Origin of the sequence: Streptomyces sp. NBC_00224, from assembly GCF_041435195.1 — a bacterium.
GTDB lineage: Bacteria > Actinomycetota > Actinomycetes > Streptomycetales > Streptomycetaceae > Streptomyces.
On the sequence record NZ_CP108106.1, the window covers coordinates 1,980,443 to 1,993,230 of the forward strand.

The following is a 12,788-nucleotide window of genomic DNA, read 5'->3' on the forward strand; positions in this document are numbered from 1 at the left end:
GAGCCTCCGCTCGTACGAGTATGTGGTCCATGCCAGACACTTCCAGCAGCGTGCTGCCCCGCCAGGTCGCCGACGCCCATGTCGACGCACTCATCGAACTCGACCCCATCACCGGCACCTATCTGGGCGTGCGCAAGAGCGCCCGGCTGCTTCCGGACTTCACGCCCGCCGGGCAGACGGCCGTGGCCGACCTGGCCCGCGCGACGCTGGCGCGGCTCGACGAAGCGGAGCGGCTGCCGGGTGCGGACAGCGACTCCGAGCGGCGCTGCGCCAGACTGCTGCGGGAGCGCCTGACGTCCGAACTCGCCGTCCACGACGCCCAGGAGGGCCTGCGCTGCATCAGCAATCTGCGCTCGCCCGTCCACTCGGTGCGCCAGGTGTTCACCATGATGCCGGTCGCCGACGAGGCGGACTGGGCGGATGTCGCGGCCCGGCTCACCGTCGTCCCCGCCGCCCTTGAGGGCTACCGCGCCGCGCTGCGACTGGGGCTCGACCGCAAGCTGTTCGCCGGCCCGCGCGCCACGGCCACCTTCACCGGCCAGCTCACCGAGTGGATCGGCACGGACCGCAACTGGTTCGAGGAGTTCGTCGCGCCGGGCCCCTCGTCCCTGCGCCCCGAACTGGACGCGGCCGCGCGCGTGGCGGGCGAGGCTCTGGTCGCTCTGCGCGACTGGCTGCGCGAGGTGTACGCGCCCGCGGTCGCCGGGGCGCCGGACACCGTGGGCCGCGAGCGGTACGCCCGCTGGGTGCGCTACTTCAACGGGACGACCCTGGACCTCGACGAGGCATACGCGTACGGCTGGTCCGAGTACCACCGCATCCTCGGTGAGATGAAGACCGAGGCCGACAAGATCCTGCCGGGCGCGGGCCCTTGGGAGGCGCTGGCCCACCTCGACGAGCACGGCGTCCACATCGAGGGCGTGGACGAGGTCCGCGAGTGGCTCCAGGCCCTGATGGACGAGGCGATCGAGGCCCTGGACGGCACACACTTCGAACTCGCCGAGCGGGTACGGAAGGTGGAGTCGCACATCGCACCGCCCGGCAGCGCCGCCGCGCCCTACTACACGGGCCCCTCGGAGGACTTCTCGCGCCCCGGCCGCACCTGGCTGCCGACCATGGGCGAGACCCGCTTCCCGGTGTACGACCTGGTCTCGACCTGGTACCACGAGGGCGTTCCGGGTCACCATCTGCAGATCGCGCAGTGGCGGCACGTGGCGGACCGGCTCTCGCGCTACCAGGCGACCATCGGCACGGTGAGCGCCAACGCCGAGGGCTGGGCGCTCTACGCCGAGCGCCTCATGGACGAGCTGGGCTTCCTGCCCGACCCGGAGCGGCGACTGGGGTACCTGGACGCCCAGATGATGCGGGCGTGCCGGGTCATCGTCGACATCGGCATGCACCTGGAGCTGGAGATTCCGGACCACTCGCCGTTCCATCCCGGCGAGCGGTGGACGCCGGAGCTGGCGCAGGAGTTCTTCGGCAGCCACAGCGGGCGTCCGGCGGACTTCGTGGAGAGCGAGCTCACCCGGTATCTGTCCGTGCCCGCCCAGGCGATCGGCTACAAGCTGGGCGAGCGGGCCTGGCTGATGGGCCGGGAGAACGCGAAGAAGCACCACGGCGACGCGTTCGACGCCCGGGCCTGGCACATGGCGGCGCTCTCGCAGGGACCGCTGGGCCTCGACGACCTGGTGGACGAGCTGTCCAAGCTCTGACGCGGCGTGGGTGGTGCGCCCCGGCCCACCACCCACGGCCCACCGCTCACGGCCCGCCGACCGACCTTCAGCAGCCGCAGTTCTCCGCGCCGAGGGGCGCGGTCAGCGCGTCGGCCTCGCGCTTCTCGCGGCCCTCCCAGGTCTCGAACTCGAAGCCCTCGCGCACCCAGTACTCGAAGCCGCCGAGCATCTCCTTGACCTGGTAGCCGAGTTCGGCCAGGGCGAGGGCGGCGCGGGTGGCACCGTTGCAGCCGGGGCCCCAGCAGTAGGTCACGACCGGCACGGACCTGTCGAGCAGCTGCTCGGCCTGCTCCGCGATGAGCGCGGTCGGCAGGTGCACGGCGCCGGGCACGTGGCCCTGGTCCCAGGCCTCGGTGGAGCGCGAGTCCAGCACGACGAAGCCGGGCTCGCCGCCCTGGGCCAGCACGGACGCCACGTCGGAGACATCCGCGTGGAAGACCAGACTGGCGCGGAAGTACGCGGCGGCGGCGTCGGGCGCGGCCGGGGCGACGCGCAGGACGGGGTTGGCGGCGGTGGCGAGCTGCGTTGTTGTCATGGCCAGAAATCTACGGCTCTTGATCATTGGCCGGAAGATACGATCCCCGGAACATCTCTTGATTCGCCGGGGATTTCACTGTTGTCTGGCAGCCATGACCGAGTATTCCCCGGACGCCACCGACTGGCGCATCCTGGACGCCCTCCAGCAGGACGGCCGGGCCAGCTTCGCGGAGCTGGCCCGCGCCGTCGCCATGTCCCCGAGCGCCGTCACGGAACGGGTGCGGCGGCTCGAAGAGGCGGGGGTGATCTCGGGCTATACGGCTGTCGTCGACCAGGAGCGGCTCGGCCGGGGCATCCTCGCCTTCGTACGGCTGCGGTACCCGAACGGCAACTACAAGCCGTTCCACGATCTCCTTGAGGCGACTCCGGAGATCATGGAGGCACACCACGTCACGGGCGACGACTGCTTTGTGATCAAGGTCGGCGCGCGGTCGATGAGCCACCTTGAGGAGATCTCCGGGAAGATCGGCGCACTGGGGTCGGTGACGACCAGCGTCGTCTACTCCTCGCCACTGCCCCGGCGCGCAATCGGCCGCTGAGCGCCGACCCCGGCACACGGCCGGGGTGCTCAGTCCCCGGTCCCCGCCGAGCGGTGGCGCACCTCCGACCCGCCCCGCTCCTTGACGATCTCCAGCTGGGTGGGGATGCGGCGGCGCAGATCCCCGACGTGGCTGACGATGCCGACGCTGCGGTCGCGCTCGCGCAGCGAGTCCAGTACGTCCAGGACCTCGTCCAGGGCCTGGTCGTCGAGGCTGCCGAAGCCCTCGTCGATGAAGAGCGTGTCGAGCCGTACGCCCCCGGCCTCGTCGGTGACCACATCGGCCAGGCCCAGCGCCAGTGCGAGCGACGCGAAGAACGTCTCGCCGCCCGAGAGCGTGGCGGTGTCCCGCTCCCGGCCCGTCCAGGCGTCGACCACGTGCAGCCCCAGACCGGAACGGCCGCGTCCGCCCCGGGCGTCGGAGTGCACCAGTGTGTACCGCCCGCCGGACATCCGGCTCAGCCGGGCCGTCGCGGCGGCCGCCACCTGCTCAAGGCGCGCGGCCAGCACGTACGACTCCAGCCGCATCTTGCGCTCGTTGTCGGCGGAGGTGCCCGCGGTGAGCCCGGCCAGACGGGCCACCCGGTCGTACTCCTCGCGCAGCGGTCCGATCCCGCGCGTCTCCGCGGCGGCCTCGCGCCCCAGCCTGCCGAGCTCGGCGCAGCGGGCGCGCGCGGCGGCGAGCACCGAGGCGGCCTCCCGCAGCGCGCGTTCCACGCGCGCGTGGGCGGCCTCGGCCTCCTCGGTCCGCGCGGCCGGGCGCGCGGACGCCGCGACCGTGGCGGGCTCGGCAAGCCGGTCGGCGACGGCCGCCTCCTCGCGCTGCCACTCGTCGAGCCGGTGCTGGAGCTCGCGCTGCTGCCGGTCGTCGAGGAAGGCCTCCGCCGCCGCCCGAGGGGTGTCGAAACCGGCCCGGAAGGCCGCCTCGGAGAGCCGCCCGTCCGCGTCCTTGAGCCGCTGGGCGGTCGCCTCGACCTCACGGACGGCCTCGGCGGCCCCAGCGAGCAGACCGGCCCGGTGCTCAAGCAGGGCCGCCTGCTCGGCGACGCTGCGCGCCTCGCCCCGGGCCACCGCCAACTCCCGCTCCAGGGAGGCCTGTTCCCGGTCGATCTCCTCGCGCCGTGCGGTACGGGCCGACACGCGCTTGTCCGCCTCGCGCTGCTGCGCCAGGCGTCGCGCGTGCTCGCGCTCCGCGCTCTCGAAGGCCTCCCGGGCGGCGTGCAGCCCGGCGGCGAGCGCACGGCTCTCGCCGTACTCGGCCCCCCACTCGCGCACTTGGCCGTCGAGCACGGCGAGGGTCTCCGTGCCCGCCTCCGCGCTCGCCGCCGCGAACCGCTCGCGTACGGAGGCGAGGGCGCGCTCGGCTTCGGCGCGGGCCGCTTCGGCCTGCCGGTACGCCTCGTGGGCGGCCTCCTCCGTCGCACGGTCCACCTGGCCGGTCGTGGCGCGCGCCGGTGCGGGGTGCTCGGACGAGCCGCAGACGGCGCACGCCTCGCCGTCCCGCAGCCCCGCGGCGAGCTCGGCCGCGATGCCGCGCAACCGCTCCTCGCGCAGGGCGAGCCAGTGCTCATGGGCGGCGTTGGCCCGCTCCCGGGCGGTGCTCTGCCGCTCCTCGGCCTCGGCCACGCGCGCGTGGAGGGCGTCGCGCTCGCGGGCCGCCGCCAGTCGGCGCCGGGCCGGTTCGAGCCGTCCCGCCAGCTGTTCGGTGCGGGTGGCGGCCTGGTGGGCGGCGTCGATGCGCTCCTGGTGGCGCCGGCGGTCGCCCTCCCAGGAGGCGAGCCAGCCGGCCGCGTCGAGGAGCAGCTGCTCGTCGGCCCTGGCCTGGCGGTCGAGCTCGGCGCGCTCGGCGGTGATCTCGGCGCTGCGGGCCTCGGCCCTGCGGGCGGCGTCGAGCGCGCCCAGCTCCTGGCGCATCTGCCGCTCCAGCGCGCCGAGTTGGTCCGCCCCGGCCTCGGCCAGATCGGGGGGCAGCAGCGCACGGGAGCGCTCGCGGGCCGTGGCCGCCGTGTGGTGCTCGCGCTCGGTCTCCGCGCGCAGCGCGAGGGCGGGGGCGACGAGGTCGGCCTTGCGGGCCCGGTCGAGCCGGTCCCGTACGGCGGCGCGGCGGGGCCCGGCGGCGGCAAGCTCGTCGGCGCGGCGGCGGGCGTCCGCGTACCGGCCCTGCAGCTCGGCGAGGCGGCGCTCGTCGTCGAGCGCGATACGGGCGGCGGCCTGCCGGCTCTCGGCGGCGGTGGCGGCGCACTCCGCGACGGCGAGGCGCTCGCGGGCCCCGGCGCGCGCGACAGCGGCCCACTCCAGGACGGCCTCGGCGAGCCCGGGCTCCCCGGGGCGGTGGTCGGGCAGCGGCCAGTCGCGCGCGTCCGCGCCGTCCCCGGCGGCCTGCGCCATCCGCTGGGCGAGCGCGATCAGTCGCTCGTCACCGGCCCTGACCTGCTGTTCGGCGGCGCGGCGCAGCTCGGCAAGACGCTCTTCGACGGCGGCGAAGCGGCCGGTGTCGAAGAGCCGCCCGAGCAGCTTGCCGCGCGCCTCGGCGTCGGACCGCAGGAACTTGGCGAAGTCGCCCTGCGGCAGCAGGACGACCTGGCAGAACTGCTCGCGGCTCATACCGACGAGCTGCCCGATCTCCTCCCCCACCTCCTGGTGGGAGCGGCTGAGCGCCTGCCAGACGGCGTCCCGCGCGTCGTACTCGCGCAGCCAGGTCTGCGCCTTCTCGGAGGTGAAGCCGGTGCCGCGCTTCTTCGGCCGGTTCTGCTGGGGCCGCCGGGTGATCTCCAACCGCCGTTCCCCGACGGTCAGGTCGAGCAGGACCTCGGTGACGGTGTCGGGCGCGGCGTGGTCGCTGCGCAGGGTTGCGCCGGGGCTCTGGCGGGCGCCGGGCACCGCCCCGTAGAGCGCGTAGCAGACGGCGTCCAGGACGGAGGTCTTGCCCGCGCCGGTCGCCCCGTGGAGCAGGAAGAGCCCGGCGGCCGAGAGCGCGTCGAAGTCGACTTCCTGGGTGCCGCCGAAGGGGCCGAAGGCGGTGACGCGCAGCCGGTGCAGCCTCATCGGGCTCCCTCGCGCGCGTGGTCCTGGGTGAGCGCCGACTCGACCCGTACGTCGTCGAAGGCGCCGCGCAGCACCGTCCGCTCCCGCTCGTCCGGGCCGCTGCCGCCGCGCACATGGGCCACGAAGTCCTCCGCGATCTCCTGGTCGCTGCGGCCCTGGAGGCGTCGCGCGTACGAGGCGAGCGGGTCCTCGGGGGCCCCGTCCGGCTCGAAGACGAGGCTCAGCGTGTGCGGGAAGCGGGCGGCGACTCGGGCCATCGCGTCGTCGGGGCGGACCGGGTCGGTGAGCGTCGCCTCGACCCAAGCGCCCTCGTGACGCTCAAGGGCGGGATCTTCGAGCAGGTCGTCGAGCCGGCCCCGGACGCGGGCGAGCGGGCGCGGGACCGGGCAGTCGATCCGCTCGGCGGCGACTGATCCGTCGGCGGCCAGGTCGACGAGCCACATCGACTTTCGGTGGGTGGTCTCGGAGAACGAGTACGCCAGCGGGGAGCCCGAGTAGCGCACGCGGTCGGAGAGGCTCTGGCTGCCGTGCAGATGGCCGAGCGCCACATAGTCGACGCCGTCGAAGACTCCCGCGGGCACGGCGGCGACCCCGCCGACCGTGATGTCCCGCTCGCTGTCGCTGGGCTCCCCGCCCGCCACGAAGGCGTGGGCGAGGACGACGGAGCGGGTGCCTCGCACGCGCGTGGCGAGATCCGCCCGGACGCGCTCCATGGCCGCGGCCAGCACCTGCTCGTGTCCGGCCTTGGCGGTCTTGAACTCGTCGCGGACCAGGGCCGGTTCGAGGTAGGGCAGCCCGTAGAAGGCCACTTCACCGTGGGCGTCGGACAGCAGCACCGGGGTGCCGCACCCGGCCGGGTCGGTGCGCAGATGGATGCCCGCCCGCTCGATGAGGCCCGCGCCGACGCCGAGTCGCCGGGCCGAGTCGTGGTTCCCGGAGATCATGACCGTCGGCACGCCCTCCTCGGCGAGCCGGTGGATGGCGCGGTCGAAGAGCTCCACGGCCGCGAGCGGCGGCACGGCCCGGTCGTAGACATCCCCTGCCACGAGGACCGCGTCCACGTCGTGCTCGCGCACCGTCGCCACCAGGTGGTCGAGGAACGCTGCCTGGGCGTCGAGCAGGGCGACCCGGTGGAACGACCGTCCCAGGTGCCAGTCCGACGTGTGCAGGAATCTCATGATCCCCGAGGGTAACGGTGGGGTCGGACATCCCGGGCGGCAACTGCCTTACCGGTACGGCGCAGAGCTGTCACGCGTCCCCGTACGCCTCTCCGCCGAGCTCCAGCGTCGCGCTGCCCGCGGTGACGTCCGCGAGCCAGCGCCGCAGGGACTCCACGTCCGCCTCCGGGATGCCGATCTCGATGGTCACGGCCTCGGCGTAGCGCACCTCGCGCACCGCGCGGCCGGTGGCCCGCAGGTCGTTCTCCAGCTTGCCCGCGCGCTGGTGGTCGACGGTGACGGTGGCGAGGCGGAACCGCTGGCGCACCACGGTGCCGAGCGCGTCGAGGGCTTCGCCGACCGCTCCCCCGTACGCACGGATGAGCCCGCCGGCGCCGAGCTTCACACCGCCGTAGTAGCGGGTGACGACGGCGACGGCGTAACGCACCTCGCGGCGGGTCAGCATCTGGAGCATCGGGACTCCGGCGGTACCGCCCGGCTCACCGTCGTCGCTCGCCTTCTGTACCGAGGCGTCGGCCCCGATGACGTACGCGAAGCAGTTGTGGGTCGCCGTCGGGTGCTCCCTGCGGACGCGCGCGACGAAGTCCTGCGCCTCCTGCTCGGTCGCGGCGGGCGCGAGCGCGCAGAGGAACCGCGATCGGTTGACCTCGGTCTCGTGCACGCCCTCGCGGGCGATCGTCCGGTACTGCTCCTGCATACGGCCACCCTATGCGGTGCCGCGCCGCTGACCTGCTGGTCGCCCTGGCGCCCCGGAGCTGGAGACCGAGATCCCCGGTCCGCCGCAGGGGTACGGGGTGACCGATGTCACCCGGCCCGGCGCGACGGCACGCCTGGGCGGACGTCCGTCGGCACACGCGGGCCACGGCCGGGTGGACGTCAGTTGAACCTTCACCTGCTCCTCCCCCTTGATCCTCAACTCTCCCTATAGCCACCTCCCCCAGGCTGCGGGGAGGAGTCGTGCCACAGCAGAGAGTGCGCCGGTTCGTAAGGAGCAACCCGATATGTCATCAAACCTCCCGTTATTCTCCGTCCTCCTGGGAGGCGATTACGCGGGCAAGTCATCGGCGATGTCCCGGCTCGCGGGAGACCCGGAGCCAGTCCGGGTCGTCTCGGTCGACGATCACTTCCTCACCGACCGGCACGCGCTGATCGGCCGGCTGCGGCGCGACGTGGTCAAGGACGTCGCCGCCCCGGACGGCGCCTACTCGCCGGACTTCATGGCCAGCATGCTCCAGACCGCCGTGGTGCACCTGCGCGACCAGCTCCTCACGGCCGCGGACGCCGCCGACGGACAGCCGCTCCTCGTGGACTCGTACTACTACAAGATCCTCGCGAAGTGCCGCCTCGCGGGAGTGCGCGAGAACCCCATGTACGACTGGTGGCGCTCGTTCCCGCAGCCGCGCCACGTCGTCTACCTCAAGGTCTCGCCGCACGAGGCCTGGCGCCGCAGCCGCCGCGGGACCCGGCTCAACTCCCTCGAACACTACGGCGAGCGGCCGAACCGGACGTCGTTCGAGCGGTACCAGACCGACCTGGAGAAGCTGATGTGGGACGAGATCCGGTATCTCCCGGTGACAGTCGTGGAGCAGCAGAACTCCCCCGAGCGGACCGCCGACGCCGTACGGGAGGCGGTCTGTCATGACTACGTCTGAGACTCGACAGGACGGCCTGTCCTGGGCCGATCCGGAGCGGATCGAGCGGTACCGGTCGCGGGTGTTCACCGAGCGGGCCCGGCTGCGGGCCGCGTTCGCGGACCCGGCCGGACATCAGCGGCGGGTCCTGGAGGACCTGCTCGCCTTCAACGCCGACACCGCCTACGGGCGCGCCCACGGCTTCGCCCGGATCCGCACGCTGGACGACTGGCGCAAGGCCGTACCCGTCCAGGACTACAGCGGCCTCGCCCCCTGGATCGAACGGGCCGCGGCAGGCGAGGACAACGTCCTCACCGCCGACAAACCCACCGTCTTCTTCACCAGCAGCGGCAGCACCGGCGCCCACAAGAAGATCCCCGTCACCCCGCAGTTCATGGGCACCACCTTCTTCCCGTTCTACTACGCCGCCTGGGCGCCGCTCATCGAGCACTTTCCCGACGTCCTCGCGCGCCCGGACGCGGTACTGAACCTCAAGCACGACCCGATCGCCGCGCCGCCGACCACGGCCTCCGGCAAGCCCCATGTGGGGGCCAGCCAGGTCGACTTCGGTGCCAGGTTCGGCGAGCCGCTCTCGGCGGAGCCCGGCACGAGTGCCCCTTGGGCCACCCTTCCGGTGCCGGTGGCGGCCGACGCGCATCTGGAGAAGATGTATCTGCGGCTGCGCCTGGCCGTCGAGAGCGATGTGCGCTGTGTCATCGGGATCAACCCGGCGATGGTCGCCGCCCTGCCGTACCAGTTGAACCTGTGGTGGGAGCGCATCGTCCAAGAAGTGCGCGACGGCACCCTGGGCGGGCACCCCTACCGCTCCCCCAACCCTGATCGCGCCCGCGAACTCGACCGCCTCGCCGCGCACTTCGGGCGGGTCCGGCCCGCCCACATCTGGCCGCGGATGCGGGCCCTGTTCTGCTGGACCACCGGCCTCGCCTCGCTCTATCTGCCGCGGCTGCGCGAGGAGTTCGGGCCGGGGGTCACCCTGCTCCCCGCCCCGGTCGCCGCATCGGAGGGCCCCACGGGCGTCGCCCTCGACCGGCACCCGACCGCCGGAAGCCTCGTCGTCACCGCCTCCGTCTACGAGTTCGCCGACGCCGACACCGACCTCACTCCGGACACACCCACCCTCCAGCCCCACGAGCTTGAGGTGGGCCGCGACTACCACACCGTCTTCAGCCACATCGGCGGCCTCTACCGCTACGCCGTCGGCGATGTCGTACGGGTCGTCGACCGCGAGGAAGGCGTACCCCGCCTCGAATACACCGGCCGCAGCAGCCTCTCCGACGCCGTCGGGGAACGTCTGCGCGACGCCCACGTCCTGCGCGCCCTCAGCACCGCCCTGGCCGCAGGCGGCCTCGAACTGCGCAACACCGCCTGCCGCTTCACCCACGACCAACATGGCACCCCCGCCTACCAGTTCGCCCTCGCCTCAGCCACCCCGTGGAGCGGAGACGAAACCGAAGCGTTCCTGAAGCGCCTCGACCACGCCCTCGCCCACGAATCCCCCGGCTATCGCCACGCCCGCACCCAGCACCGCCTGGGCGCCCCCACCGGCCTCCATCTGCATCCCGACGCCTTCCTCGACGACTGGCACGCCGCCGTCGCCACCGGCGTCCGCCCCACCCAGGTCAAAGACCGGCTCTTCCGCCAAGACCCGGCGCAATGGCAACGACTCACCGACGGGAACGGTTCCTGACCGGCACTCCTCCAGGCGCGGCCGCACCCCACTGCGGGCCCCGCACTCCACCCATCCGACCGAAGGAGACGAGAACCCCGTGACCGAGTTGCTCGACGCCGTCGAACGCACCGCCCTGCTCACCGCTGCCCTGCGTGCCGCGGAGACGCGTCGGCCCGACCGCATCTACCAGGATCCGTACGCGGACGCGCTCTGCGGTGAGATCGGGCCGGAGCTGCTCGCGGAGATCCGGCAGGCGACGTTCCCGGCGGACGCCTCGCGTACGCTCCCCAGCACCCCCGACTACAACGCCATCCGCACCCGGTTCTTCGACGACTACCTCCAGGAGGCCGCCCGCGAGCCCGGGATGCGGCAGATCGTGCTCGCCCCGGCCGGGATGGACTCGCGCGCCTACCGGCTGGACTGGCCCGAGGGGCTGCGCTACTACGAGGTCGACCGGCCCGCGGTGCTCGCGCACAAGAAGGACCGGCTGGAGGGCGTCAGCCCGCGGACCGACCACCGTACGGTCGCCGTGGACCTCACCTCTCCCGACTGGGAGGACGACCTCCAGGAGGCGGGGTACGACCCGGCCCTGCCGTCCACCTGGCTGCTCGAAGGGCTGCTGTACTACATCCCCGAGCAGGACACCCACCGCATCCTGCGCCGCGTCGCCGACTTCTCGGCGCCCGGCAGCCGGATCGCCGCCGACCTGGTCAACTCCGCCGCTCTGACGCTCCCTCATATGCGCGGTCTGCTGGACATCTTCGCCGGCTGGGGCTGCCCCTGGCTGTTCGGTACCGACGAGCCCGAGGCGCTCTTCGACAGCTTCGGGTTCTCCGTCGAGGCGCTGCAACCCGGCGAACCAGGCGCGGACTTCGGCCGCTGGCCGGACCCGGTGCCGCCGCGGCACGAGGCGAACGTGCGCCGGGTGTTCTTCATCCACGGTCGGCGGCGCTGAGATGTCGACAGCTTTGGTCGTGGGAGGCAGTGTCGCGGGTCTGGCCTCCGCGCTCGCGCTGGCCGGTTCCGGTCGGCAGGTCGTCGTCCTGGAGCGCTCCGCCCCACCGCCCCGGGGCGCGATGGCCGACCTGCACAGCCGCTGGCAGCGGCCGACCGTGCCGCAGGCCCAGCAGTCCCACACGCTGACCTCGCTCGGCGTGCGCACGCTGCGCACGCGCGCGCCCGAGGTCCTGGAGCGGCTGCTCGCCGCCGGTGCCCCACTGTTCGACCTCACGCGCGCGTTGCCGCAGGGTGCGACCGACCGGGCGCGCGAGGTGGGCGACGACGAACTGGTCGCGCTGGGCTGCCGCCGCACCACGCTCGAACTCGTCCTGTACCGGACGGTCGAGGCCTTGCCGCAGGTGGAGATCCGGCACGGCACGACGGTACGCGGGCTGCGGCTGAGCCCCGACCGGCAGTCCGTGCGCGGCGTGGTCACGACGGACGGCGCGCACCTGCCCGCCGATGTGGTCGTGGACGCCACCGGCCGCCGCGCGGCCGCCCGCGGCTGGCTCACGGATGCCGGGGTTCCGGTGGCGGGGGATCTGACCAGCCCGTCCGGACTGCGCGGCTTCACCCGGTTCTACCGGCTCAGAAGCAGTTCCCTGCCCGGGCCGCTCAACCGGGGCCACGCCGCCGGGGACATCTGGGACCACTACGCGGGCGTGCTGCACCCCGGCGACGCGGGCACCTTCGCGATCGCCCTGGGCACGCTGCCCGGCGACACGGAACTGGACCGGCTGCGGCACGCCGAGGACTTCACCGCCGTCGCGCGCGCCACTCCGGGCCTCACCGGCTGGCTCGACGACGCCGTCAGCGCGCCCATCTCCGCCGTCCATGTGATCGGCAGCCCGGCCAACGCGCTGCGCGCCACCGCCGTGCACCCGCCCGTGGCGGGCCTGTTCCCGGTCGGGGACGCCGCCTGTGTCACCAACCCGCTCTACGGGCGCGGAATGTCGCTGGCGCTCGCGCAGGCCTTCGGCCTCGCCGACGCGCTGGCCGCACGCCCCGCGACGAGACGGACCGAGGCCGCCGCCGGGTTCGCCGACGCGTTCCTGCGGCCGTGGTACGAGCACGCGGCGAGCACCGACCGGGAGCGGATCGGGCGCTGGAGCGCCGTCGTGCACGGCCGGCCCCTGCCGCCCGCCTACGCCGGCTGCCCCGACACGTCCATACGGGCGGCCGCCGCCCAGGACGGCACGGTGTGGCGCGGGCTGATGCGGGTCCTGATGGGACTGAGCACTCCGGACGAGGTGTTCGGGGACGAGAAGTTCCGGCACCGCGTGGCCCAGGCGCCCCGTGGCGCGGTCCCGGAGAGCACCGCGACCATGCCCCGCCAGAAGCTCCTCGGTGCCCTCGTGGCGGCCGAAGGAGGCCGGTCGTGACGCCGTGCGGAAGGAGATCCGTCGTGACACCGTCCTGTCGCCGTGCCCCTTCCTC

General features: G+C 73.5%; 10 protein-coding genes. 6 read left to right on the forward strand and 4 right to left on the reverse strand.

Going from position 1 to position 12,788, the window contains the following annotated elements:
• Nucleotides 1-29 precede the first annotated feature (29 nt).
• A complete protein-coding gene (locus OG965_RS08825; protein ID WP_371650905.1) occupies nucleotides 30-1,712 on the forward strand; it encodes a DUF885 domain-containing protein in 1,683 nt (560 codons plus the stop codon).
• Nucleotides 1,713-1,779: 67 nt separating this feature from the next.
• Here OG965_RS08825 and OG965_RS08830 read toward each other — a convergent pair whose 3' ends face one another.
• The gene (locus OG965_RS08830; protein ID WP_371650907.1) at nucleotides 1,780-2,268 is read right to left on the reverse strand and encodes a rhodanese-like domain-containing protein; all 489 of its coding nucleotides are present in this window, start codon (nucleotides 2,266-2,268) and stop codon (nucleotides 1,780-1,782) included.
• A gap of 94 nt (nucleotides 2,269-2,362) precedes the next feature.
• On the opposite strand from OG965_RS08830, the gene OG965_RS08835 reads away from it, so the two are divergent.
• Nucleotides 2,363-2,809, forward strand: coding sequence for an Lrp/AsnC family transcriptional regulator (locus tag OG965_RS08835; RefSeq protein WP_371650909.1), 447 nt, complete (start codon nucleotides 2,363-2,365; stop codon nucleotides 2,807-2,809).
• Between the two features lie 29 nt (nucleotides 2,810-2,838).
• Here OG965_RS08835 and OG965_RS08840 read toward each other — a convergent pair whose 3' ends face one another.
• The 3 genes from OG965_RS08840 to OG965_RS08850 form a co-directional block, all read right to left on the reverse strand.
• Entirely contained in the window at nucleotides 2,839-5,853 is a 3,015-nt protein-coding gene (locus OG965_RS08840; RefSeq protein ID WP_371650911.1) for an AAA family ATPase, read from the reverse strand.
• Nucleotides 5,850-7,031, reverse strand: coding sequence for an exonuclease SbcCD subunit D (locus OG965_RS08845; protein ID WP_371650913.1), 1,182 nt, complete (start codon nucleotides 7,029-7,031; stop codon nucleotides 5,850-5,852). Before OG965_RS08845 ends, OG965_RS08840 begins: the two co-directional genes overlap by 4 nt.
• A 70-nt stretch (nucleotides 7,032-7,101) precedes the next feature.
• Nucleotides 7,102-7,728 (reverse strand): YigZ family protein, encoded by a 627-nt coding sequence (locus OG965_RS08850; protein WP_371650915.1) that lies wholly within the window; start codon nucleotides 7,726-7,728, stop codon nucleotides 7,102-7,104.
• A gap of 370 nt (nucleotides 7,729-8,098) precedes the next feature.
• On the opposite strand from OG965_RS08850, the gene OG965_RS08855 reads away from it, so the two are divergent.
• From OG965_RS08855 to OG965_RS08870, 4 genes are all read left to right on the forward strand, one after another.
• Entirely contained in the window at nucleotides 8,099-8,683 is a 585-nt protein-coding gene (locus OG965_RS08855; RefSeq protein WP_371650917.1) for a hypothetical protein, read from the forward strand.
• On the forward strand, nucleotides 8,670-10,370 hold the full coding sequence (locus OG965_RS08860; RefSeq protein WP_371650919.1) for a GH3 auxin-responsive promoter family protein: 1,701 nt from the start codon (nucleotides 8,670-8,672) through the stop codon (nucleotides 10,368-10,370). The genes OG965_RS08855 and OG965_RS08860 overlap by 14 nt, the downstream gene beginning before the upstream one ends.
• A 79-nt stretch (nucleotides 10,371-10,449) precedes the next feature.
• A complete protein-coding gene (locus OG965_RS08865) occupies nucleotides 10,450-11,307 on the forward strand; it encodes a class I SAM-dependent methyltransferase (RefSeq protein WP_371650921.1) in 858 nt (285 codons plus the stop codon).
• A 1-nt stretch (nucleotide 11,308) separates the two neighbouring features.
• The gene (locus OG965_RS08870) at nucleotides 11,309-12,733 is read left to right on the forward strand and encodes an FAD-dependent oxidoreductase (protein ID WP_371650923.1); all 1,425 of its coding nucleotides are present in this window, start codon (nucleotides 11,309-11,311) and stop codon (nucleotides 12,731-12,733) included.
• Nucleotides 12,734-12,788: the final 55 nt, after the last annotated feature.